The organism is Flavobacterium seoulense (assembly GCF_000695795.1).
Lineage (GTDB): Bacteria > Bacteroidota > Bacteroidia > Flavobacteriales > Flavobacteriaceae > Flavobacterium > Flavobacterium seoulense.
Window position 1 is genome coordinate 120,166 of record NZ_JNCA01000021.1, and the last position, 25,407, is coordinate 145,572.

Below are 25,407 nucleotides of genomic sequence, written 5' to 3' on the forward strand. Positions count from 1 at the left end.
AAAGTGGAAGTTTTAATTATGAATATAGAAGTATAAGCGATGGCATTTAAAATTGACTCTAATGATTTTGCAGATTTTCTGGAAAAAGGTCAACAACTCCAAATTGTCCAGTCAGAAATAGAAATTGAAGGCGAAAAAGACATGAAATTTGTTACTCCTAAAGGAGACATTCTTTTTCATGAACATGCTATTAACGAAGATTTATCAGTACTGGAAGGAAATTATCAATTACATGATGATGTGAGTATTTCTGGTCGAGGCGAAACAGCATTATTAGAAATGCATTTTAATCTTTCCCAACAACAAATAGGCTGTGTAAGTCCTACTTCTACAACTGGTTTTGCAGGATCAATGTCTGGTAATATCACTTACCTTACCGTTGAAGAAAATCAAGCTAAAATGGACTTTAAAAAAGATATTATTTACAATACTTTTGATGTTCATCTTCCGGTAGATGTGCTTGCTAAATATGAAGGAGAATCGAAAATTATGGATGATTTCCTTAATAACATCCAAAAGAATACCAGTACTACTTTGGCCAAAAATGAAATTAAAGTAGGAGCAAAAATATACAGCGTAATACAGGATATTAAAAACTGTTTTTACAAAGGGCTTACCCGAAAAATTTACATCGAATCTAAAATTTATGAGCTTATTGCTTTAAGTCATCATAATTTAGACAACGAAAAAGAGTACACTAATTTATCTGTTGATGATGTCGAAAAAATAAAATTTGCGGCGCAATTAATAAGAGATAATATCAATAATCCCGACACTATTGTGGGACTTGCCCGTAAAGTTGGTGTAAACCAAACTAAGTTGAAAGAAGGTTTTAAAACCGTTTTTGGCGATACTGTTTTTGGTTATTTACAAGAAATCCGGATGAATAAGGCTAAGCATTATTTAGTAGATACTTCTCTTTCTATTCAGGAAATAAGTAATCTTTCGGGATACCAAAGTGTTTCGAATTTTAGTATTGCATTCAAACGAATTTTTGGTTATCCGCCTACTAAATTGAGAACAAAACTTATGTAATCGAAAAAAGCGATTTAAAACTAACTGAAACCGCTTTTTCATTAAAAAAACTATTTAAACTAAAACTTCCTAATGACAATTAGGATTTGTCTGAACAAACAAATTCATAGTACTGGGAGAAACATATGGAATTCCTAATCCTAAACCTCTTAGAATAAATAAAATTCCAATTAAAACCACCACATACGGAATTGTTTTTTGTATTTTGTTACGTATCGACACTGTTAAAAATGAATTGATATAGACTACAGTACTCATCAACGGAATGGTTCCCAGACCAAATAAAATCATATAAAAAACTCCAAGACTCGTACTCTGCATGGCAATAGCTCCAAATAATGCTACATAGACCATTCCGCAAGGCAGGAAACCATTTAACAAACCAATAGTAAAAAGTGATTGATACGATTTCTTTTTAAATTGATTCCCTAAAGCCTGTTTGATTCTTGAAAGTAATCTAAAAACAGGTTTTGAAAAATTGTACTGTGCCAATACTTTTTCTGGAATTACAACAACTAAAATCATCAAAACACCAAGAATAATAGACAATTTTTGCTGCATTCCGGCCATAAAAAAACCTTTTCCAACTAACCCAAAAATAAAACCAATAGTGGCATAAGCTGTTATTCGTCCTAGATGATAGGTTATAATTTGAGTCAACTTTTTTGCAGGATGGCTTCTATCTACTGGCAGCATCATAGCAATTGCACCACACATTCCAATGCAGTGAAAACTACTGATTAATCCGAATATCAAAGCGGTGTAAAGCATTTCTTGAGGTTTGAAGTTAGGAGTTAGAGGTTAGAAGGCAAAAATCAGAAGTTCAAAAAACATCTAACAACTCATAACCCATAACTCATGACTTTTTACTGAATGTAAATTGGTTCTTTAGTTAAATAACTTTTTCCTTCATATTGCCATTCCATATTAATGTCCCATTGACCGCCTACCAATTTTGATTTAGGTATGAGCAAAGTTGGATTAGACAACGAAATCGGAGTATCGAAATCTAATTTCTTGTTAGACGGTCGGTAAAGGGACACTTTTCCTGTAATTTGGTTAGGGATAAACTGTTGAGGAAAAACAATTGTAATACCCTGATCGGTTTTGGTAATAATAGGTTTTTGAACTAAATCCTGAGCGTTTTGAACCCGTTCCATTTCTTCCTGAAAACGAGCGTCATATTTATAATATTCTTCGACTACTAAGTCATTATCATACTTTGAATTAGACTGTACTTCGATTACAAAATATAATATAAAACTCATAAACAAAGCTATAGCAATTACTAATCCTGTTCCCCAATTAATTTTCATAATCTTTTTATTTTTGGTTTCAATCAAAAGTTCGCGGACTTAAAAAACTTGTCGTCGTGGTTTCAATTTTTTTATCGCCGTTGAACACTTCTATTTTTAACTTGGTTTTATCGCTTTTCAGCAAATATTTATTGATTTCAATAAACAAAGTTCCGCTGCTCATACCCTGCTTTGCAACTTTTAAAGTGGGGCTTCCCACCATTTTTAAATTTCCTTTAATATCCTTTAGTTTAAAGTTAATGTTATCCAAATCATCATTCGACTTATTGATAACTTTATAGGTAAACACATTGCTAATTTTATCGCCTTTATGCTGATACAATTGCCCTGGTAATCGTAAAACAAGTACCTCAACATTAGTACGCAACAACAATAAACTTATTAATATTCCAACCAAAAGAACTAAAATAGCTGTATAGCCTTTCATTCGCGCTGTAAACTTAAAAGGGGCTTTTTTCTCTATTTCATCTTCAGATGCATACCGAATCAAACCTTTTGGAAACCCTACGCTTTCCATAATCGAATCGCATTCATCTATACAAGCCGTACAATTCACACATTCTAATTGTGTTCCATTTCGAATATCAATTCCGGTAGGACACACATTAACACATTGCTTACAATCAATACAATCGCCTTTTCCGCTTAATGTTCGGTCTTCTTTTTTATTGAATTTGGCTCGTCCAGTTTCTTTTTCACCCCGAACAAAATCATAAGCTACATTGATGGATTTATTGTCTAAAAGTACTCCTTGTAATCTTCCGTAAGGACAGGCAATAATACAAACCTGTTCTCTGAACCAAACAAAAATAAAATAGAATATTCCTGTAAAAATCAATAAGGAAATCAAAGTTTTTAAATGATTTGCCGGATTATCTCCTATCATTTCAATTAAAGCATCGCTTCCTATTAAATAAGCCAAAAACACATTGGCTATGCCAAAAGAAATCAACAGGAAAACCGACCATTTTAATGTTTTTTTCCTGATTTTTTCGGTATTCCATTCCTGTTTGGCTAAGCGCATTTGAGCACCACGGTCTCCTTCTATCCAATATTCGATTCTTCGAAAAACCATTTCCATAAATATCGTCTGTGGACAAACCCAACCACAAAAAATACGTCCAAAAATTACTGTAAACAGGATTACAAAAACGACTCCTATAATCATAAAAAGCACCACCAGATAAAAATCCTGAGGCCAAAAAGGAAATCCAAAAATAGTAAAGCGTCGTTCCAGAATATTAAACAGCATGAACTGATTACCATTGACTTTTATAAACGGATTAGCTATTAAAATCAATAATAAAAAATAACTAACTCCTTTTCTATACTTATAGAATTTTCCCGAAGGTTTTTTAGGATAAACAAATTTCCTTTTCCCTTCATTGTCAATGGTTCCAATAGTATCACGATAGCTATCCTGACTAAAATCTTCGCTGGCTAACTTTGACATTTTGTATCTTTTTTTACCATTAAGAAAGTGAAGATGATTAAGCTAAAAGCTTCATAATTCTTAATTCCTTAATGGTTTATAATAATTCTTATTATTTTGCTTCGGCAACTGCCGGATTTTCATCTACCCAAATTTCTCCATCGGGTGCTTTTGGATCTTTAGGATTACTTCCTTTTAAAGACATAATGTAACTGGCAATTTTTTGAATTTCTTTTGGTTTCAGCGTTCCTTTCCATGAAATCATCCCTTTTCCATCCCGACCTCCATTAGAAATAGTATGGAAAATATTTTTGATTCCGCCACCTAATATCCAGTGCTCATCTGTTAAATTAGGACCTATTTGCCCTCCGGCATCGGCTCTGTGGCAAGCGGCACAATTAGTTTCAAAAAGTGTTTTCCCTATTGCTAAATCAGGAGCTTCAGTAAGTTGGGTTACCGTTTTTTCATCCATTAAATCGGGGGCATTTTTCATGTATTCTGCTACTTCAATTTTGGCCTGAGCCAATTCTTTTTTCAGTTCCATTTCCTGATCATCTGCACCCAATATTTCAAAACGCACTAAATATATTGCTGAAAATAAAATACAAGCGTAGAAAGAATACACCCACCAGGGCGGTAAATTATTGTCTAATTCCTTGATACCATCATAATCATGATTTAATAACAAGCTAGCTTCATCTTCGATAGGAACGGTTCGGGTTAGCTTGTTTATTAATTTTTTAAACCAAGCTTTCTCTGTCAACTTGAGTTGTTCCTGAGCTGTTAATTTGGCTTTTTCCTCTTCAGGTAAAATTTGGTAAACAATATTATCAGCTGCACTAATAACAATTTCTACTGCGATTAGAAGTACTAAAACCACTAGCATTATAACATTTACCATAGGGTATTTTATAAATGCTGGTCGATCGCCTGAATCGATAAAATATTCTACGAGACCAAAAATGATAAAGAAAAATATCGGTACTCTTAGATATGCTGGAATTAATTTTTTCATTTTAATTATTTTGAAATTATACTATAAATTGTCTTTCAAAGGAATTTGGCTCAATTCGCTAATCTTCTCTTTTTTATATGAGAAAACCCAAAAACCTAATCCCACAAAGAAGAAAAAGAAAATCAATAAGGATAGTATAGGATATATTGCTACTCCCGCAATAGTTTCCATGTTGTGTTTAATTTGTTCAAACATATTTTTAAGTTGTTAAGGTTCTAAGATGCTAAGATTCTAAGTCATTTTGTAATTCTAAATCTTAGCGACTTAGTGACTTAGCATCTCAGCACCTTCAAAAAACTATTTTTTCACTTTAATATCAGTTCCTAATCTTTGGATGTAAGCAATCAAGGCTACAATTTCTCTGTCCTGCATTGGTACAAATTCTTCGCCTCTGGCTGCAGCTTTCTTTTTACTTTCTTCATAGCTTTTTACAAAGTCAGGATCGGCATGCAGATTGTTTTCAATTTCTTTAGATTGTTCTTTTATAGCTTTTTGAGCATTAACAATATCAGCATCTGTATAAGGAACTCCCAAGGTTCTCATGACTTTCATTTTGTTTTCGATATCTGAAATATCTAATGCCTTATTATCGAATAGCCATTTGTAACCCGGCATAATAGAACCTGCAGAAGTACTCTCTGGCGACCACATGTGGTTAAAATGCCAGTTATCATTGTACTTCCCACCTACTCTTAACAAATCAGGACCAGTTCTTTTTGATCCCCAAAGGAATGGATGATCGTAAACAAATTCTCCTGCCTTAGATTGTGGTCCGTAACGTTCTACCTCACTTCTAAACGGACGAACCATTTGAGAATGACAGCCCACGCAGCCTTCACGAACATATAAATCACGTCCTTCTAACTCTAATGGTGTATAAGGTTTTACACTGGTAATTGTTGGAATATTTGATTTTACCATAATGGTCGGTACAATTTGAATAATTCCACCTATTAAAATCGCTACAGTAGCCAGAATAGTCAATTGGATAGGTTTTCTTTCTAACCAGGGATGGAATTTTTCGCCTTTAATTCTACCATTACTTATTTTTTGTAACGCCGGAGCTTCGGCTAATTCGTCTTCAATTGTGGCGTTGATTTTAACTGTTTTATAAACATTATAAACTAAAATAAACATCCCAATGATATACAGTGTTCCTCCTACTGCCCGCATCCAATACATTGGTATAATTTGAGTTACGGTTTCCAAAAAGTTACCATAAGTCAGCGTTCCGTCAGGATTAAATTGTTTCCACATAGATGCTTGCAGGAAACCGGCAACATACAATGGCAAAGTATAAAGAATGATACCCAATGTCCCTAACCAGAAATGAACATTAGCTAATTTAAGAGAGTACAAAGGTCCTTTTGACATTCGTGGAATCAACCAATAAATTACACCAAAAGCCATAAATCCATTCCAAGCCAAGGCTCCTACGTGTACGTGAGCAATAATCCAATCGGTAAAATGGGCAATTGCGTTTACATTTTTAAGAGACAGCATTGGACCTTCAAACGTAGCCATACCATAACCTGTAATAGCAACTACAAAAAATTTCAAAACAGGTTCTACGCGTACTTTATCCCAAACACCACGTAAAGTCAACAATCCGTTGATCATTCCTCCCCAAGAAGGAGCAATCAGCATTACTGAGAAAACAACTCCTAAATTCTGCGCCCAGGTAGGCAATGCTGAATACAATAAATGGTGTGGTCCAGCCCAGATGTATAAGAAAATCAGCGACCAAAAATGAACTATAGACAAACGATAAGAATACACCGGACGATTTGCCGCCTTAGGAATATAATAATACATTAATCCCAGGAAAGGTGTTGTTAAGAAAAAAGCAACCGCATTATGACCATACCACCATTGCACTAAAGCATCCTGAACTCCTGCATAAACAGAATAACTTTTTAAAGCCGAAACTGGCAAAGCCAAACTATTAAAAATATGCAATACCGCAACCGTAACAAAAGTCGCGAGGTAAAACCAAATAGCAACATATAAATGACGCTCTCTTCTTTTTAAAATAGTACCAATCATGTTAATACCAAAAATCACCCAGATTAAAGCAATAGCAATATCTATTGGCCATTCCATTTCGGCATATTCTTTTGAAGTACTGTATCCTAATGGTAAAGAAATCGCTGTCGCAACTATAATTAATTGCCATCCCCAAAAATGAAGATTACTCAAAAAATCACTAAACATTCTTGCTTTTAATAATCGTTGCAAAGAGTAATAAATTCCTGCAAACATGATATTACCAACAAAAGCAAAAATAACGGCATTAGTATGTAAAGGTCTTAATCGGCCAAAACTCAACCAGGAAACACCATCAGTAAGGTTAGGGAATAAAAATAAGATTGCTAATAAGAGTCCGACTGCCATTCCTACTACCCCAAAAAGAATGGTAGCATAAATGAACTTTTTAACAATTTTGTTGTCGTAATAAAACTGCTGCATTTCCATATTTTTTTTATTAAAAGTTTATAAGTTATACGTTAAGTGTTAGGAATTAAGAATCAGAAGTTTTTTTATAGTCGCTTAACTTTTTCAACTTCTCACTCTTAACTTTTTTAAGTTCGTCATCAAAAAGAACTCTAACCGATGGTGTGTAATCATCGTCATACTGACCACTTTTGACCGCAATTACAAAGGCGATAAAAAAAGCAACCGCAACGAATATGCTAATGCTTATTAATAAATAAATGACACTCATACCTTAAATTTTATAGTTCAAAAGTAGCCTCTCAGTTTCGGGGATTCTATGATATTTATCATGCTTTGGATTTTATTAAAAAAAAGAAAGCAGTATTCAGTGTTCAGAATGCAGTATCAAAAAAAACATACTCCAACGTTTCCAACTTCTAACCTCTAACTTCTAACCTCTAACTTCTTAATCCTAACTCCCAGCTTCCTCGCATAATAATTACTCATTATCGTTACAAAACCCACAATGGTAATAGTACTCAAAGGCATAATGATTGCTGCAACTAAAGGCTCTAAATTGCCTGTTACTGCAAATGCTAATCCTACAATATTGTAGAGTAATGACAAGCCAAAACTCATTTTTATCACTAACATGGATTTATTTGAAAGCCGGAGAAAATAATGCAGCTTTTTAAATTGGCTGGCTTCTAAAATAGCGTCGCAAGCAGGTGAAAAAATATTCACATTTTCAGAAATAGAAATCCCCACATTACTTTGTGCTAAAGCTCCGGCATCATTCAATCCATCTCCTACCATCATTACATTTTTTCCAGCATCTTGCAATTGCTTAATAAATTCCAGTTTTTGTTCGGGTTTTTGATTAAAAATCAACTCGGTTCCTTGCGGTAACAGTTGCTCTAAAGCTTCTTTTTCACCTGCATTATCTCCTGATAAAACTTTAATCTGGTAATTATTTTTTAAGCTTTTAAAAAGTTCGGCTAAGCCTTCCCTATATTGATTTTTAAAAACATATTTACCATAATATTCATTGTTAATTTGAATATGGATTGCCGTTTGTAATAGCATACTTTTTTGCGTATTTCCTAAAAAAAGGATTGATCCTATCTTTATAAAATCATCTTCTACTTTGGCTTGAATTCCCTGCCCCGTTAACTCTTTAAAATCCTGAATTTTAATTTTTCCTTTTTGAGGTAAAAAATCATATAACATTCGGCTTAAAGGATGATTTGATGCCCGAAGCAATGAACTAATCCTGATTAAATTTGTCTCCGAAAGCGGTTTGCCTTCATAAAAAATATTCGATTTTTCATTGGTTGTAATTGTTCCTGTTTTATCAAAAACTAAGGTATCTACCTGAGCAAATTGCTCTATAACCAAAGCATTTTTTAAATACATATTTTGTTTTCCCAGAATTCGCAAAACATTTCCTAAAGTAAACGGAGCCGTTAAAGCCAATGCGCAAGGACAAGCCACAATTAATACCGCAGTAAAGACATTAAATGCCGTATTAGTATCTCTAAAAATCCAATAACTAAAACCTACAAAGGCAATTAATAATAAAATAGGTGTGAAATAGCGGGAAATCTGATCGGTGATACTTTTGTGTTTTTGCTTTACTTTTTTCTGAAAAACATCATTACTCCACAATTGGGTCAAATAACTTTGAGAGACCGAAAACAGTACTTCCATTTCGATTATTTTCCCAATTTGTTTTCCGCCTGCAAATATTTTATCGCCGGAATTTTTGTTTATCGGAATGGCTTCTCCGGTTACAAAACTGTAATCAATAGCCGCTTTTTCGCTTATTAGAATTCCGTCAACAGGAATTAACTCCTGATTTCTAATTAATAAACGATCGCCTTTTTGAACATCATAAATAGCGACACTTTCTTCACAATCATTTGCATTAATTCGGGTAACAGCAACCGGAAAATAGGATTTAAAGTCTCTTTCGAAACTAAGAAAGCTATAAGTTTTAATTTGGAACATTTTACCCAAAAGCATGAAGAAAACCAAGCTTGCTAAACTATCAAAAAATCCAGGACCGTAATCAAACAGGATATCTACAAGACTTCGAATGAACATAACAATAATTCCCAAAGCAATAGGAATATCAATATTGAGCATCCCTGATTTGATACTTTTATATGCCGAAACATAATAACCACTAGCCGAATAAAAAAAGCTTGGCAAGGCCAGCATAAAAATTAACCAGCGAAAAAATGGTTTGTAATTATCGAGCCAAAATTCTTTCACTTCAAAATATTCAGGAAAAGAAAGCAGCATGATATTTCCAAAACAAAAAAAAGCAACACCTAATTTGTACGTTAAACTTCGATCTACTTTTTGCCTGCTGGTTTCATAATTCTCTAAACTGATATAAGGTTCGTAACCAATAGAATTCAACAAATGAACAATTTTGCTTAAAGAAACTTCTTTAGGATTGTAAGTGATTCGTACTTTTTTATCAATAAAATTCACCTGAGAAATACTAATTCCTCTTTGAAGACGTTGCAAATTCTCTAAAATCCAAATACATGAACTACAATGTATATGCGGAATGTTTAACGAAATGATAGCTGTAGAATCTTCTTCAAATTCTAATAACTTTGAAACAATAGCTACATTCTCTAAAAAATCATACTTATTTTTACTCTCCTGCGGAGTCGCTCCTGGTGATTTTTCGAAATCATAATAAGAAGTCAAATCGTTAAGACTAAAAATTTCGTACACTGTTTTACAACCGTTACAACAGAATGTTTTTTCGTCAAAAATAATTTCAGCTTCCGCCACAATGTCTAAACCACAATGGAAACAATTTTGTGTATCCATAACTTTACTCGTTTTACCTAATGCAAAGCTCTTAAATGAATATGGCGTAAAATATGACATATATCATATAAATGATTAATTTTGCAGTCAATCAAATCATTCTCAAAATGAGTAAATGCGAACAATGTATCGTTAGGGAATTTAGCTCTTTGAAAGCGCTGAATAAAGATGAACTGGTAAAACTTGCCGAGTGCAAGACGTCGCGTTTAGTAAAAAAAGGAGAAATTATTTTTGAAGAAGGAGAAAATGTCAACGGTATCTTTTGTGTAAAAGATGGTGTTTGTAAATTGACCAAATTAAGTCCTAATGGTAAAGATCATATTGTAAAACTGGTCACTAAGGGCGAACTTTTAGGACAACGCTCGATGATAAGCGACGAACCTGTAAACCTTAGCGCCGTTGCACTTGATGATATGCAGGTTTGTTTTATACCAAAAAGTGAAATCATGGGCTTTTTTGACAAAAATAATCAGTTTTCTATGAATGTTATGAGAACCATTTGTGGTGATCTCAAAGAATCGGATGATCATGTGGTAAACATGGCACAAAAAACGGTAAAAGAACGCCTTGCCGAAACCTTACTTTATCTTCAGGATACTTTTGGGAAAAATGAGGATGATTCCCTAAAAATACATCTTACCCGTGATGAACTCGCCAGCATGATTGGTACGGCTACCGAAAGCTGCATTCGTTTATTATCTGATTTTAATAAATTAGGTTTGATTGAATTAAAAGGAAAAAAAATTACTCTTAAAAATATTCCCCAACTTAAAAAGATGATTTAAGATTTTCTTTTTCTTCTAAGATGATCATTTTTTCAAAAAAGCAATCCCGTTTTCAGATACAATACACGAATTAAACTATTAATTTGTATCATTTGTAGCTAAAATATTTTTAAAAGCTAAGTATATTTACATCAACTAGAAAAAGTTGTATTTAGAATTTTAATATGCAACTCAACCAACTTGATTTTTAAAATAGCTTTATGCACATAAAAACATTAATATTAATTATAATTAATAGTTTAATTGCTCTGGTAATTGCTTTATTATCTTTTTCATCCTACAAGCAGTTTTCAAGCGTATTAAATGACCGTATTTTACTGCAATTAAATTCTATTAAAACACTCAAGCAAAACCAAATTGAGCATTTATTAAAATCAGAATGGGAGCGATTTGAAGCTTCTCAATTGTACACGCAAAGTATTGATACTACTGTAATAAAACTGCCTGATAGTATCAAAACCGGGACCGGAATTTATGATTTGACAGCCTACCATGTTGATAAAAAAACAACAATAGGTTTTATCTCTACTTCTAAAAGAGGTACAATGATTAAAATTTTAGATTACAATAAAATAAAACAAATCCTTCTGGAACGCACCGGAATGGGTGATAGCGGCGAATCCTATCTCGTGGGCGAAGATTTTAGAATGCGTTCTCAATCTCGTTTTTACCCTAATAAAATTCCTTATACTTTATTTGCTAAAACAAAAGGTGCTGCTAATGCTTTTAAAGAAATAAATGGCAGAGGTGTTTTTAAAGATTATCGCGGTATTGATGTATATAGCGTGTACAGCCTTATAACAGTTAAAAACTTAAAGTTAGTTATTCTGTCTGAAATGGATGTAGACGAAGTTACTATGCCCTTAAAAGAATTGAAAGAAAGACTTTTGGGGCTAACTCTCGCCATTTTTTTACTAGCTGTTATGCTTTCGCTTTTTCTGATAAAAATTATTACCAATCCGATTAAGAATATGCAAAAAAGTCTCAAAATCATGGCAGAAGGAGACTATAATCAAACCAATGAATTTATAAAAAATTCCAGCGAAATAACCGAAATGTTTGAAGCGCTGGCTAATTTAAAGGCCTCTTTACAAGGTGCGGTAAAATTCTCAGATGATATTGGGAAAATGAATTTAAATACCAATTTCAAGCCTAAAAGTGCTAATGATATGTTAGGAAAAAGTCTTTTAGCGATGAGAGATAAACTTATAGAATTTAGAAATAATGAAGAAAATACCCGAATCCTCTCAAAACGAATGCTCGTAAATGGTATGGAAAACGAAAGACGCCGACTTTCGAGAGAACTTCATGATGGTATAGGTCCGTATTTAACATCTTTAAAACACTACATTGAAAACAGAGTTGAAGATGAATTGCAAAAAACAGAAATGAAAAAAATAGTTGATGCGACCATTTCTGAAATTAGATTAATGTCAAACGCCTTAATGCCTGCTTCAATAGACGATTTTGGAATTGGAGTTACCTTAACTAATTTTATCGAAAGTTTAAAAAAGTCGACAACTGTAACCATTGAATACGAAGATTTAACCCAGCAGGAAAGTTCAAATATTACAAATCATCAGGCTATTAATCTTTTTAGAATATGCCAGGAACTGATTAATAATTCTTTAAAACATGCTCAGGCAAAAAATATCCGGATTACGCTTTCAGAATTTGATGAATTTGTTTCTCTTTTTTATTTTGATGACGGAATTGGATTTGATATTAACACCGTCAAATTAGGCTTAGGAATCATTAACATCAAAGAACGTGTAGCCATTTGCAATGGTACTATTACAATCAATGCTATTCCCGGAAATACAAGTTTTGAAATCGAATTACCTATAGAATTATGAACGAAATTAAATTAATAATAGCTGATGATCATGAGCTTTTTAGAAACGGACTTGCCGAATTACTAAGAAAACATGACGATATCAAAATAGTAAAAACTGTAGCTGATGGCTTAGAATTTATCGAACTTATGAACAATTCATTTGAAGCCGATATTGTATTACTCGATATCACCATGCCTAATATGGATGGTTTTCAGGTTTTAAAAGAGTTAAAAAACTTAGCATCTACTATAAAACCTATTGTAATTTCTATGCACAATGATGGTAATTACATTGCAAAATGTGCAAAAATGGGCGCTTACGGATATTTATTGAAAAACACCGATGAATCTGAATTAATCCTTGCAATACGAAGCGTTAACAATGGAAAAAAATATTTTAGCGCTGAGATTTCCGAAAAAATGATCAACTTTATGTCAACGCAAAGCATCAGTGAAAATGTTTTGTCTAATAAAGAAACCGAAGTTTTAGGATTACTTTCTAAAGGCTTAACAACTAAAGAAATAGCGACTAAACTATTTGTGAGTTCGCGTACCATAGAAACTCATCGTGCCAATATTTTAAAAAAGTTAGAAGTAAAAAACACCGCCGAACTCATTAAAAAAGCTACAAAAATGAATTTAATATAAATTTCATCGAGCAAAAATATCCGTATAAATACGGATACAAATTGGGTAAATTCACATAATTCTAAAAAGCTATTACTGATTGTAATTTTATAGAAACAATAAAAAGTAATAGTCATGAAAAATATAGCATTAATTTTAGGAGTTTTATTTATTTCTTTTGGTGCATTTGCACAAGATGAAAACAATGTAAAACAAAGCGATTTGAAAGGTCCGGCTTTTAAAAATTTCAAACATTGGATGCATAAAGCAGTTCCAACTAAAGTGTATTCAGAAGCTAATAAAACATCACTTCAAGGTCCGGCATATAAAAATGCTCAACCATGGAAAGAGACTTCAAAACAAGAATTAGTTGAAGTAAAAATTGGTAGTGAATCACAAAAATTAACAGGACCGGCATACAAAAACCATGGTCCTTGGAGTAAAAAAGGCTAATATTTCGTAAGCCTAATTCGATTCAGAGGTTATAAGTAATTTTTAAAGGAGCTGTCCGAAAAGTATTTTTCGGGCAGCTTTTTTGTTTTTTCTATAAATTCGTAATCTTTCTAAACGATAGCTTTTTCTTTTTTTTGTAATACAAATAGTATTTATATATTTGTTATTATCAACTAGTAAAATAGCGATTAAACAGATCTAATTAAATTGATTGCCGCTACTTTATAGTGAGTAAAAACAAGTGGACGGCAATTTTAAATAAGCAAACCTTAAAACTATGAATTTTTTAAAGAAGTTATTTAAAACTAAATCCGAACCATTACAATATTTCATAATTACTCTAAATGATAAAATACAACCGATTGATAGAGGAGAATATTACGAAGATCCTTTAGACAAATATCTCCAACAAAATAAGATTGGTGAAATTGTAGGAGGCGGAACTCAACAAGCCAATGATGGAGAAATTCAATTTGTCGATATAGAAATACAAATTAACTCAAATATAGATATTGAAAGTGCTCAATTAAAAATAATTGAATTTCTAGAATCGAAAGGAGCTCCTAAAAATTCATCATTACGTATTGAAGGAACAGATAAAACAACTGTTTTCGGAAAATATGAAGGAATTGGAATATATCTAGACGGAGTGAATTTAGACATCGATACTTATCAAAATTTTGATTCTAACTTTGTTGTTTCGGAAATAAAACGTCTAATTCAAGACAATACTGACTTAGTTAGATTTTAGGAATTTCCAGAAAAAACAGGTTTATATTTTTATGGTAAGTCATTTATACAAATGAAAAAAGAGATTGATAGTTTTATTAAAGAATATCCTTTGTGCAAAAATGCTGAAATTAAACAAATTGCATAAAAACTGCGTATAGCAATCTCTGGCGCTCGTTTGCAACGAGTGCCTAAATACGTAAACAAAAAAAATCATAGTATTTGTAATGCGGTTTACTAAACACAAATAATCTTTCCGTTCGAAAAAACAAGAAACCTCTTTGAAATCATTATCAAAGAGTTTTTTTTATTTACGGCATTGGAATCTCTTTAATCAATAATTATTTCTCAATAAATAATAAAAACACCAACAAAATCCAATTATTTTTTCGAATAATTAAATTGTTTCTTAAAATCTAGCCTATTCAATTAAAATTAACGTTTATTTTCTTTTTCTTTCGTTTATTTTCTTTTATATTTGTTTTAACACTAACAAAAAGAAACAAATTATGTTGCCTAATCAACGCAGAGAAAAAATATTAGATCTTTTAAAAGAAGATGGATTTGCAAAAGTTATTGACCTCGCCCGCTTATTCAAAGTAACCGAAGTTACAATACGACAGGATCTTGAAAAACTGGAAAGTGAAGGACTCATCCTTAAAGAACATGGAGGGGCGAGTATAAAAAACGTTGAAGATCAGGTAAGAAGTTTTTCATTACAGCGTCAGGAAAATTTAGATCAAAAATCTGCTATTGCTCAAAAATGTCTGGACTTTATTGATAATGGGGATACTATCATTCTGGATTCGGGCTCTACTACTACTGAAATTGCTAAAAAACTAAAAGGTTTTAAACAGCTAACAGTAATTACTAATGCTTTAAACATCGCTTTACTATTAGGAACTGATCCTGATATTGAAGTAATTATGACAGGAGGCGAATTCAAACCGCCTACATTATCATTAACCGGTCAAAAAGCCGCCGATTTCTTTAAAGGCTTAAATGTTCAGAAATTATTCCTGGCTACCGCAGGAATTTCTTTAAAATCAGGACTCACCTACCCAAGTATTAGTGATTTAGTAGTAAAAAAAGCCATGATTGACGCAGCCGAAGTTACTTATTTAGTAGCCGACAGCACAAAAATAGGCAAAAGTGCTCTGGCCAGTTTAGGCGCACTATCCCTCATTGATTACATCATTACCGATAATGGAATTGAAGAAAAACACAAAGAAGTGTTTCGAGACAATGAAATTGAGGTTATCGTAGCATAAAAAAACAAACAAAAGAAAACACACAAAAAAATAAAAAACAAAATGACAACATCAACATTAGGAGTAATTATAGGAAACAGAGATTTTTTTCCTGACAGTTTAGTAGAAAAAGCAAGAACTGAAATTATTGACGTCTTAGCAAAACTAAATATCAAACCTATTTTATTAGACAGTACTGATACTAAATTAGGTGGTGTAGAAACCTATAAAGAAGCGCAAAAATGTGCTGATTTATTCAAGAAACATCAGGAAGAAATTATGGGAGTTTTAGTATTACTGCCTAATTTTGGAGATGAAAAAGGAGTTGCTGACACCTTAAAATTAGCTAATCTAAATGTTCCGGTTTTAATTCAGGCATATCCTGACGAACTGACTAAAATGAATGTAGCTAACAGACGTGATTCCTGGTGCGGAAAAATCTCTGTTTGCAACAATTTGTACCAATACGGAATCAAATATTCGTTGACTTCTCAGCATGTGATGAGTCCGTCAGATCCTGTTTTCCATAAAGATTTACTAGATTTCACTGCCGTTTGCCGAGTAGTTAAAGGAATGCGAAATGTACGTATTGGAGCTATTGGTGCAAGACCGGGAGCATTTAATACCGTTCGTTATTCTGAAAAAATATTACAACGAAATGGAATTACGGTTACTACTGCAGACTTATCTGAAATTTTAGGAAAAGCCAACAAATTAACAGCTGAAAGCCCTGCTGTAAAAAAACATCTGGAATCCATCAACGCTTATGTTGCTCAGGGAAAAACGCCTAACGAAGCCATGCTTCAAATTGCAAAACTAGATGTGGTGTTGAAAGATTTCATGGAAGAACATGCATTAGATGCTACAGCTATTCAATGTTGGACTTCATTACAACAAAATTACGGCTGTAATGTATGTACGAGTATGAGTATCATGAGTGAAAACATGCTGCCAAGTGCCTGCGAAGTTGACGTAACAGGAACCCTGAGTATGTATGCGATGCAATTAGCTTCTGGTTCTCCAAGTGCATTAGTGGACTGGAATAACAACTATGCCGACGATCCTGAAAAATGCGTTTTATTCCACTGCGGAAACTGGGCAAAATCATTCCTTCCGGATATCCAGTTAAGCACTGCTCCTATCTTAGGAACAACTGTAGGTGTCGAAAATACTTATGGTGCCCTTGACGGAAGAACACCAGCCATGCCATTGACTTATGGTCGAATTAGTACTGATGATCCTAAAGGAATCATTAAAGTTTACATTGGCGAAGGCGAATTAACAAACGATGATTTAAACACTTTTGGAAACAGAGCAGTCGCTCAAATTCCTGACCTACAAGGATTGATGCAATACATTTGCAAAAACGGATTCGAACATCACGTGGTGATGAATGCTTCAAAAACAGCCGCAATACTAGAAGAAGCACTAGGAAATTATATGGGCTGGGAAGTTTATAAACATTAAAATTTTACAAAATGCAGCTAGAAGAATTAAAGCGAAAATCCATCGAAAGCAGAAAGAAAGTAATTCAATACATCTATAATGCTAAAGCTGGACATACTGGAGGAAGCCTGTCTATTTTAGATATTCTGAATGTATTATACAATGATGTAATGAATGTTTCTCCAGAGAATTTTGATTCTAATGATAGAGACCGATTTATTCAAAGTAAAGGACATAGCGTAGAAGCCTTGTATGTTGTTTTAGCCGACAAAGGTTTTTTTCCTGAAGAAGATTTATTGACTATGTGCCAATACAATTCTCCTTATATAGGACATCCTACAAAATCGATTCCCGGTATTGAACAAAATACCGGTGGACTTGGTCATGGTTTACCTATTGCTGCCGGAGCTGCATTAGCTGCTAAAAAAGATAATTCGGCTGTAAAAGTTTTTACTGTTCTGGGCGATGGAGAAATGGCTGAAGGATCCAACTGGGAAGCCATGATGTTTGCTGCTCATTATCAACTGGACAATCTATGCGCTATTTTAGATTATAACAAATTACAAATTACAGCTCCCAATGCTGATGTTATGGGCTTAGAACCTATTGATCAAAAACTGGAATCCTTTGGCTGGGCAGTAAAACATGTAGATGGTCATAATCTGGAAGAGCTTTCTAATACATTTAATAATTTACCAATAGTCGCTGGAAAACCAAGCTTTATTATAGCACATACTACTAAAGGTAAAGGAATAAGTTATATGGAAAATGTACTAAAATGGCATCATGGTGTTCCTTCAAAAGAACAATACGATTTAGCTATTGAAGAATTAGACCAACAATTACAAGAACTTGAAACCGTTTTAAAATAATGGAAAATATTAAAACAGCAAATGCAGCAAATTTAGAAGTCTTTTCAGAAGTACTTCAGGATTTAGCTGCCTCAGACAAAGACATTATAGTAGTTACAAGCGATTCCCGTGGTTCAGGAAAATTAGTTCCGTTTGGACAAAAATATCCAGACCAAATTGTAGAAGTGGGTATTGCCGAACAAAATCTTGTAGGTGTTGCAACAGGATTAGCGAGTATGGGCAAAAAAGCGTTCGCTGTTTCTCCTGCCTGCTTTCTTACAGCCCGCGCATTGGAACAAATTAAAAACGATGTAGCGTATTCAGACAATCCCGTAAAATTAATAGGTATTAGCGCGGGGGTAAGTTATGGAGCATTAGGAACTACACATCATAGTTTGCATGATTATGCAGTACTGAGAGCCATTAATAACATTAGTATTGTGGCTCCGGCTGATAATTTTGAAACTGCTCAAGCCATTAAAGAAGCTGCCGAAATGCAAAGCCCGGTTTACATTCGTTTTGGAAAAAAAGCGATGCCTGCTAACCTGAATTCAGATGCAACTGATTTTAAAATTGGTAAAGGACGAATTATTCAGGAAGGAAATGACCTTACTTTTATTGCCACAGGCGAAGCTGTTTTACCTTGTACTGAAGCAGCAAAATTACTGGAGAAAGAACATCAAATTTCCTGTAAAATAATCAGTTTACATACTATAAAACCTTTGGATACCGAATTATTACTGGCTGCTGCATCTAACGGAAAACCAGTAATTACAGTGGAAGAACATTCGATAAATGGCGGACTTGGTGAAGCCGTAGCTTCTTTGTTATTCCAAAATAGTTTTACCAATAAATTCAAAATTGTAGGACTACCTGATGATCACACGGTTTCAGGTTCACAAATTGAGATTTTTAATCATTATGGTATTTCTGGTGAAGGATTAAAAAACACCGTTTTAAACCTATTGAAACTATGAAAGTAAAACAGTTCTCTTTAATACTGCTAACATTGGTTTTTGTTTTTGGATGTTCTTCAAACGATAAATCTGAAAAACCAAAAATTGCCGTTGTAGTTTCGACACTCAACAATCCATGGTTTGTAATGTTAGCCGAATCAGCAGCTAAAAATGCCGAAAAATTAGGTTATGAAGCTAAAATATTCGATTCTCAGAACAATCCTGCCGTAGAATCAGACAATTTCGAAAATTTGATTTCCTCTGGTTACGATGCCATTTTATTGAATCCAACAGACTCTGATGGTTCAATTTCTAATGTCCTAAAAGCTAAAACAGCAGGAATTCCGGTTTTTTGTATGGATAGAGAAATTAATGCTGATGATGCGGCTACAAGCCAAATCTTATCCGACAATTATTCGGGCTGTGTTTCTATCGGAATCGAATTTGTAAAAGAATTAAAAGAAAAAGGGAATTATGTAGAAATTCTGGGATTAGTAGGCGATAATAATACCTGGGCACGTTCAGGAGGATTCCATTCAGTTGTAGATAAATTTCCTAATTTAAAAATGGTAGCACAACAAAGTGGCAATTTTGACCGAAATAAAGCCATGGAAGTTTTAGAAACTATTATGCAGGCTAATCCTGATATTGACGCTGTTTTTTGTGGTAATGATGCGATGGCTATGGGGGCTTTTCAGGCCTTACAATCGGCTGGAAAAGCCTATAAGGTGAAGATTTTTGGTTTTGATGGTGCTGGTGATGTAATCGAAAAAATTCGTGAAAAGAAAATTGTAGCTACAGGAATGCAATTTCCTGTGGTAATGGCGCAAACTGCCGCTCAATATGCTGATGAATATTTTAAAGGCAGACGTATTTTTCCTCAAAGAGTTCCTGTAGAAGTAGAATTAGTAAACGCAGCAAACATAAAAGACTATTAATATGAAAAAAAAGTATGCGTACATCACTTTAGCAATCCTAATAGTCGCTTTTTTAGGATATCAATCGGTTTATTTTAAGAAACTAAATGTTGTTAAAGAAGCCAAAAAAGAGAACTTTAATTTCAAAGCTTATGCTGATTCTATTTATTATAAAGGTATTTTAAAAAGCAAGAAAAACATTTATTTGAATGATTTAATAGCCTTAGTACAAGCTAATCCGGAAACAGCTTTTAAAAATCATGGAAACCGCCTTGGAATAGGAAATTCGGCTTATTTTATGATTAAAAGCACCGGGAAAATCCTTGATATAAAAGACGGAATTTACACCATTGCCGATGAAAAAAACGGCATTGTTTACATTGATACTAAGTACATTTTTGGCAACGCCATTCGTGATGCTTCAGGCTTAGTAAAATTGACTGATTTTAAAACGAATGCTGAATTTAACAAAGTATCAGAATCTTTAAATGATATTATTCGCAATGAAGTGCTGCCGGAAGAAATCAAGAAAGTAAAAATTGGCGATAGTATTTCATTTTCAGGCGCAATTAAATTAAGCAAAAAACAAAATTTGTTTAAAGATATAATCATTACTCCATCTCAAATAAAACTGCAATAAATTGTTAGAAGCTGTTAAGATATCAAAAGAATTCCCTGGCGTTAAAGTGCTTAATGAGGTAAATTTTAAATTTTACCCAGGAAAAGTCAATGCCATACTAGGAGAAAATGGTGCGGGTAAATCGACTTTGTTAAAAATTCTAACAGGCGCCTATACCCAATACGATGGTGAAATAAAACTAAATGGAAAAACCGTTTCGTTTTCGAATATTAAAGAAGCTCAAAATGCCGGAATTGCAATAATTCATCAGGAATTAAACCTAATTCCTGAGCTTAGCGTAACCGAAAATTTATTTTTAGGCCGAGAAATGCTAACTCCATTAGGACTTTTGGATACTAAAAAAATGGAAGCAGAAGCCCAACAAATTTTTGAAAAAATTCAACTGCATGTTAATCCTAAAACCTTAGTTCAAAAATTAAAAGTGGGCGAACAGCAATTAGTCGAAATTGCTAAAGCCTTATTATCGAATGCAGATATTATTTTAATGGACGAACCTACATCGGCACTAAGCGACAAGGAAATTGAAAATTTACACCGCATCATTGAACAATTAAAAGTTGAAGGAAAAACAATTGTGTACATCTCTCATAAAATGGACGAATTATTTCGAATTGCCGAAAACTACACCGTTTTAAGAGATGGAAATACCATTGATGCCGGAGAAATGAAAGCCACTACAGAGCAGGATTTGATTCGAAAAATGGTAGGCCGTGAAGTACTTATTGAGAAAAAAAATTCTGAAAGTCAATTTGACACAAGTATTTTAAAAGTTAACAACTTAAACCTTAGCAACCCAAATAATAAAACCCGAAAATTACTTCAGGATATTTCTTTCGAATTAAAAAAAGGCGAAATTCTTGGAATTTTTGGTTTAATGGGTGCTGGAAGAACAGAACTTTTAGAAACTATATTTGGGATGCATCCTAATAATAGTCAGTATGCTATCGAAGTTAATGGAACCAATACTTTCCATAAAAAACCAAAAGATGCTATTGAAAACGGATTAGCTTTTGTAACCGAAGACCGCAAAACCGAAGGACTCGTTTTAGGTATGGATATTTCGGCTAATATTAGTTTAACCGGTCTTAAATCTGTTGGCCTTTTAAACAATACAAAAGACAAGGCAGCATCTCAAAATTATATCGAAAAATTACGAATCAAAACTCCATCTGAAACTCAATTATGCCAAAACCTGAGTGGAGGAAACCAACAAAAAGTGGTTTTAGCAAAATGGCTCACAACCAATCCACAAATTTTAATGATGGATGAGCCAACCCGCGGAATCGATATTAATGCTAAAAACGAAATCTATAATCTAATAAAAGAACTCGCAGCCAACCAAATGAGTATTCTATTAGTTTCTTCTGAAATCCCCGAAATACTAGCACTTTCGGATCGGATTTTAGTTATGGCCGAAGGTAAAATTAAAGCATCCTATTTAGCCTCAGAAGCCAACGAAGATAAATTATTAAAATCAGCCTTACCTGAATAATTATGAACATATCATTGAACCACCCTCTTATTAAAAAATCGCAATCCTTAATTGCACTGTTTATTCTATGTCTTTTTATCAGTCTATTGTCAGATAAATTCATGACCAGCACTAATCTCTGGAATGTATTAAGACAAATTTCTGTCAATGTTTGTATCTCTGTTGGGATGACTTTAGTGGTTTTAATGGCAGGAATTGATCTTTCTGTAGGTTCTATTTTAGGACTTACCGCCGCTATTTGTGCCGGATTATTAAAAAACGGACTCGTTTTTGAATCCATGAACCTATTTGTTGGCTTTACCGTCTTGGGCGCAATTTTAGCTGCTATGCTCATTGGTATGGCATTAGGATTATTCAACGGTTGGGTCATTACTAAGTTTGCCATTCCGCCTTTTGTGGCAACACTAGCCATGTTAACTATTGCCCGTGGATTGACGATGCTATATACCGAAGGAATTCCTATTTCTAATTTAGGTCCTGAATTTGAGTTTATTGGTTCAGGCTGGATTTTAGGCATTCCTGTTCCTGTTTGGATTTCGTTAATTATGGTTTTAATCGTTGTTTTTCTAACCAATAAAACCACTTTTGGACGCTTCATTTATGCTATTGGTGGCAACGAAAGAGCCGCTTTTTTATCAGGAATCAGCATTAATAAAATCAAATTAACCGTTTACGGAATTGCCGGAATGATGGCTGCTGTAGGTGGTGTTTTAGTAACTTCGAGACTCAACTCAGCACAACCAAATGCGGGAATGAGTTACGAATTAGACTCCATTGCCGCTGTGGTTATTGGAGGAACTTCATTATCTGGTGGTGTGGGAACTGTTACTGGTACTGTAATTGGCGCGGTAATTATTGGGGTTTTAAATAATGGATTAGTTTTACTCGATGTATCTCCCTTTTGGCAACAGGTGGTAAAAGGTATCGTTATTTTATTAGCTGTTATTATTGATAAAATGAATCAGAAGAATAAATAAGTTTTTTTTACCATTAAGGGATTTAAGATAATTAAATACTTTTTTAATTGTCCTTAGCTTTCGCAGTCGAGTGTCAAATGTTTGAAGAATCCGTAAAAAGAAAAGCTGTTTGATCCGCCGCGGCGGAGAGTTCTTTTCTTTTAAGATTCGAAAACTAATTTGACCGACGAGGAAGCGTAAGACTTGATTTTTTTGTTTCTTTTTTGATCAAGCAAAAAAGAAAATGATTAAACCTAATTTTTTAATTTTATTAATGAAACAATATATTCTTGCTATTGACCAAGGTACCAGCAGTACCAAAACCATATTTTTTGACGAATTAGGTCAGGCTGCGGCTAAAGGCAGTGTGGATCTAAAAACGAATTATTTTGATAATGGTTTTGTAGAACAAAATCCAGAAGATATTTATCAAAATGTTCTCGATTCTGTAAATGAATGTCTGAAAGATTTTACCCAAAAAGGTCTGGCTATTTCAAACATTGTTTCCTGCGGAATTAGTAATCAAAGAGAAACATTCATTCTTTGGGACAAAAATGGAAAAGCCTTAGCTCCGGCGGTAGTTTGGGCTTGTAAGCGTTCTATTGGAGTTTGTAATGATTTGATTGCCGAAGGGCAAAATGATTTAATCAAAGAAAAAACAGGTTTATTATTAGACCCTTATTTTTCAGGAACTAAATTACTTTGGCTGGTACAAAATGATACTGAATTAAAGAAGAAAATAGAAAACGGAGAAGTTTATTTTGGAACAGTGGATTGTTGGCTTTTGTATAAATTAACTAACGGAACGCATTTCAAAACCGACTATACCAATGCTTCCCGAACTTTACTTTTCAATATTCATACCTTACAATGGGACGCTGAAATTCTTGAAAAATGGGGATTATCTAATTTGAATTTACCTCAACCCTGCCCTTCTTCACATGATTTTGGAATAGTGAATTGGGGTGAAATTTCAAATCTAAACGAAAGCTTTTCGATTCCAATGACATCGATGATTGGCGATTCGCATGCAGCTACTTTTGGCGAAGGATGTTTCGAAAAAGGTACTGCCAAAGTTACTCTGGGAACGGGAAGTTCAATCATGATGAATATTGGTAATGAAACTGTTTTATCTAATTCCGGAATGCTGACCACCATTTGCTGGAGTACCGAAGACCGAGTAGATTATGCACTAGAAGGTGCTATTGTTTCCTGTGGTTCCACTATCGAATGGTTGAAAAACGAATTGCAATTGTTCTCCTCTCCTGCCGAAACTGAAGCTATGGCAAAATCTATCCCAGACAATGCGGGCGTTTATCTGATTCCTGCTTTCAGCGGACTGGGAGCGCCACACTGGCAAATGAGCAGAAAAGCATCTATTGAGGGAATGACTTTTGGCACGACTAAAAATCATATTGTAAGAGCAGCTCTGGAAAGTATTCCGTACCAAATAAAAGACGTTGTGGAAGCTATGAAAAAAGACATGCAAGCCGCATTAAAATCTATTTCGGTAAACGGAGGTATGACTCAAAACCAATTTGTGATTCACTTTCTGGCTGATTTATTAGGTATTCCTTTAAACAAACAAAGAAATCCAGACGTTTCCGCTTTAGGAGCCGCTTATTTATCAGGACTTAAAAGTGGTGTTTACAGCAGCATTGAACAACTTTCGGAAATTAATAAAAATCAAACCGAACAGGTTTTTGCCAATTTAAATAATGATTTACCAAACAATGGTTATTTAGGATGGAAAGAAAAAATAAGTCGGAAATAATAAAAATGAATCAAAAATGGAAATAGAATTTTTAAAAAATTTCTCCCAAAATAATATTATCAATAACAAGTCTTCAATCATTGGAATTTCTTTGAGCCAAATTGAAGAACTTGAAAAAGTGTATAATAACGGTAAATTATTTCCAAAAGTACTTAGAGAATTATTATTCTTAGCAGGCGATTCTTATTATGCTTTAAAGCGAATTTGGTACAAAAACCAACAAGAAATTCAAACTCTATCTAGAGAATGGCTCCAAGAATACAACATAACAATTGAAAAACCTTTTTTTGTAATTGCCGCTTATGGTGTAGGCGAATCTTTTTCTTTTGTTTATTTAGATGAATCCGAAAATCCTATTGTGCACCAGACTTTTCTACCTAGCAACAATAAAATGATTATTAAAAATCTTGACAAAACTCTAACTGATTATATTAATTTAGGTATTACTTTCATCAAAGACATGCGGTTACTTACTGATAACGAAACACATATATTATCTCATTAATAAAATACACTGTCATTCAGTTCACTTTGAATACTTATTAAATAAATACTTAAGATTTCAATTAAGAAACATTTTTTCCTGAGAAAAGAATGCATTATATAT

General features: G+C 33.5%; 24 protein-coding genes. 16 read left to right on the forward strand and 8 right to left on the reverse strand.

The features are described from left to right. Window positions 1-39 precede the first annotated feature (39 nt). The gene (locus tag FEM21_RS11580; protein WP_035660547.1) at window positions 40-1,035 is read left to right on the forward strand and encodes a helix-turn-helix domain-containing protein; all 996 of its coding nucleotides are present in this window, start codon (window positions 40-42) and stop codon (window positions 1,033-1,035) included. Window positions 1,036-1,104: 69 nt separating this feature from the next. Here FEM21_RS11580 and FEM21_RS11585 read toward each other — a convergent pair whose 3' ends face one another. The 8 genes from FEM21_RS11585 to FEM21_RS11620 all read right to left on the reverse strand — a co-directional run bounded on the left by FEM21_RS11585 (window position 1,105) and on the right by FEM21_RS11620 (window position 10,087). After that, the gene (locus FEM21_RS11585) at window positions 1,105-1,806 is read right to left on the reverse strand and encodes a sulfite exporter TauE/SafE family protein (protein WP_035660548.1); all 702 of its coding nucleotides are present in this window, start codon (window positions 1,804-1,806) and stop codon (window positions 1,105-1,107) included. A 95-nt stretch (window positions 1,807-1,901) separates the two neighbouring features. Further along, a complete protein-coding gene (locus tag FEM21_RS11590; RefSeq protein ID WP_035660586.1) occupies window positions 1,902-2,351 on the reverse strand; it encodes a FixH family protein in 450 nt (149 codons plus the stop codon). 19 nt (window positions 2,352-2,370) lie between these two features. Beyond that, the gene (gene ccoG / locus FEM21_RS11595) at window positions 2,371-3,804 is read right to left on the reverse strand and encodes a cytochrome c oxidase accessory protein CcoG (protein ID WP_035660550.1); all 1,434 of its coding nucleotides are present in this window, start codon (window positions 3,802-3,804) and stop codon (window positions 2,371-2,373) included. Between the two features lie 91 nt (window positions 3,805-3,895). Further along, window positions 3,896-4,798, reverse strand: a complete 903-nt coding sequence (locus tag FEM21_RS11600; protein WP_035660551.1) for a cbb3-type cytochrome c oxidase N-terminal domain-containing protein — start codon at window positions 4,796-4,798, stop codon at window positions 3,896-3,898. Window positions 4,799-4,819: 21 nt separating this feature from the next. Next, window positions 4,820-4,993 (reverse strand): CcoQ/FixQ family Cbb3-type cytochrome c oxidase assembly chaperone, encoded by a 174-nt coding sequence (locus FEM21_RS11605; RefSeq protein WP_035660552.1) that lies wholly within the window; start codon window positions 4,991-4,993, stop codon window positions 4,820-4,822. Window positions 4,994-5,095: 102 nt separating this feature from the next. Then, window positions 5,096-7,273 (reverse strand): cytochrome-c oxidase, cbb3-type subunit I, encoded by a 2,178-nt coding sequence (gene ccoN, locus FEM21_RS11610; RefSeq protein ID WP_035660553.1) that lies wholly within the window; start codon window positions 7,271-7,273, stop codon window positions 5,096-5,098. A gap of 46 nt (window positions 7,274-7,319) precedes the next feature. Beyond that, window positions 7,320-7,523 carry a cbb3-type cytochrome oxidase assembly protein CcoS gene (gene ccoS, locus FEM21_RS11615; RefSeq protein ID WP_035660554.1) on the reverse strand — a complete coding sequence of 68 codons (204 nt, stop codon included), beginning with the start codon at window positions 7,521-7,523 and terminating at the stop codon, window positions 7,320-7,322. A 155-nt stretch (window positions 7,524-7,678) separates the two neighbouring features. Beyond that, window positions 7,679-10,087: a heavy metal translocating P-type ATPase gene (locus FEM21_RS11620; RefSeq protein WP_035660555.1), complete on the reverse strand. Its 2,409-nt coding sequence runs from the start codon at window positions 10,085-10,087 to the stop codon at window positions 7,679-7,681. A 107-nt stretch (window positions 10,088-10,194) separates the two neighbouring features. Between FEM21_RS11620 and FEM21_RS11625 the strand changes: the two genes are divergently transcribed. The 15 genes from FEM21_RS11625 (at window position 10,195) to FEM21_RS11695 (ending at window position 25,305) form a co-directional block, all read left to right on the forward strand. Next, the gene (locus FEM21_RS11625; protein WP_035660556.1) at window positions 10,195-10,872 is read left to right on the forward strand and encodes a Crp/Fnr family transcriptional regulator; all 678 of its coding nucleotides are present in this window, start codon (window positions 10,195-10,197) and stop codon (window positions 10,870-10,872) included. Between the two features lie 200 nt (window positions 10,873-11,072). Then, window positions 11,073-12,728 carry a sensor histidine kinase gene (locus FEM21_RS11630; RefSeq protein ID WP_035660557.1) on the forward strand — a complete coding sequence of 552 codons (1,656 nt, stop codon included), beginning with the start codon at window positions 11,073-11,075 and terminating at the stop codon, window positions 12,726-12,728. Continuing rightward, on the forward strand, window positions 12,725-13,357 hold the full coding sequence (locus FEM21_RS11635) for a response regulator (protein ID WP_035660560.1): 633 nt from the start codon (window positions 12,725-12,727) through the stop codon (window positions 13,355-13,357). Before FEM21_RS11630 ends, FEM21_RS11635 begins: the two co-directional genes overlap by 4 nt. 114 nt (window positions 13,358-13,471) lie before the next feature. After that, a complete protein-coding gene (locus tag FEM21_RS11640; RefSeq protein WP_035660562.1) occupies window positions 13,472-13,789 on the forward strand; it encodes a hypothetical protein in 318 nt (105 codons plus the stop codon). 277 nt (window positions 13,790-14,066) lie between these two features. Further along, window positions 14,067-14,540: a hypothetical protein gene (locus FEM21_RS11645; protein ID WP_081824694.1), complete on the forward strand. Its 474-nt coding sequence runs from the start codon at window positions 14,067-14,069 to the stop codon at window positions 14,538-14,540. A gap of 487 nt (window positions 14,541-15,027) precedes the next feature. Beyond that, a complete protein-coding gene (locus FEM21_RS11650; RefSeq protein ID WP_035660563.1) occupies window positions 15,028-15,789 on the forward strand; it encodes a DeoR/GlpR family DNA-binding transcription regulator in 762 nt (253 codons plus the stop codon). Window positions 15,790-15,831: 42 nt separating this feature from the next. Then, window positions 15,832-17,235 (forward strand): L-fucose/L-arabinose isomerase family protein, encoded by a 1,404-nt coding sequence (locus tag FEM21_RS11655; RefSeq protein ID WP_035660564.1) that lies wholly within the window; start codon window positions 15,832-15,834, stop codon window positions 17,233-17,235. An 11-nt stretch (window positions 17,236-17,246) separates the two neighbouring features. Next, complete coding sequence (locus tag FEM21_RS11660; RefSeq protein WP_035660565.1) at window positions 17,247-18,086, forward strand: transketolase; 840 nt, start codon at window positions 17,247-17,249, stop codon at window positions 18,084-18,086. After that, window positions 18,086-19,042 (forward strand): transketolase family protein, encoded by a 957-nt coding sequence (locus FEM21_RS11665; RefSeq protein WP_035660566.1) that lies wholly within the window; start codon window positions 18,086-18,088, stop codon window positions 19,040-19,042. The genes FEM21_RS11660 and FEM21_RS11665 overlap by 1 nt, the downstream gene beginning before the upstream one ends. Continuing rightward, entirely contained in the window at window positions 19,039-19,959 is a 921-nt protein-coding gene (locus tag FEM21_RS11670; RefSeq protein WP_035660567.1) for a D-ribose ABC transporter substrate-binding protein, read from the forward strand. Before FEM21_RS11665 ends, FEM21_RS11670 begins: the two co-directional genes overlap by 4 nt. A gap of 1 nt (window position 19,960) precedes the next feature. After that, on the forward strand, window positions 19,961-20,578 hold the full coding sequence (locus tag FEM21_RS11675) for a DUF2291 domain-containing protein (protein ID WP_035660568.1): 618 nt from the start codon (window positions 19,961-19,963) through the stop codon (window positions 20,576-20,578). Window position 20,579: 1 nt separating this feature from the next. Next, window positions 20,580-22,070, forward strand: a complete 1,491-nt coding sequence (locus FEM21_RS11680; RefSeq protein ID WP_035660569.1) for a sugar ABC transporter ATP-binding protein — start codon at window positions 20,580-20,582, stop codon at window positions 22,068-22,070. Between the two features lie 2 nt (window positions 22,071-22,072). Then, window positions 22,073-23,047 carry an ABC transporter permease gene (locus FEM21_RS11685; RefSeq protein WP_035660570.1) on the forward strand — a complete coding sequence of 325 codons (975 nt, stop codon included), beginning with the start codon at window positions 22,073-22,075 and terminating at the stop codon, window positions 23,045-23,047. A gap of 253 nt (window positions 23,048-23,300) precedes the next feature. Continuing rightward, window positions 23,301-24,800, forward strand: coding sequence for an FGGY family carbohydrate kinase (locus FEM21_RS11690; protein ID WP_035660587.1), 1,500 nt, complete (start codon window positions 23,301-23,303; stop codon window positions 24,798-24,800). A gap of 16 nt (window positions 24,801-24,816) precedes the next feature. After that, entirely contained in the window at window positions 24,817-25,305 is a 489-nt protein-coding gene (locus FEM21_RS11695; RefSeq protein WP_035660572.1) for a hypothetical protein, read from the forward strand. Window positions 25,306-25,407 lie beyond the last annotated feature (102 nt).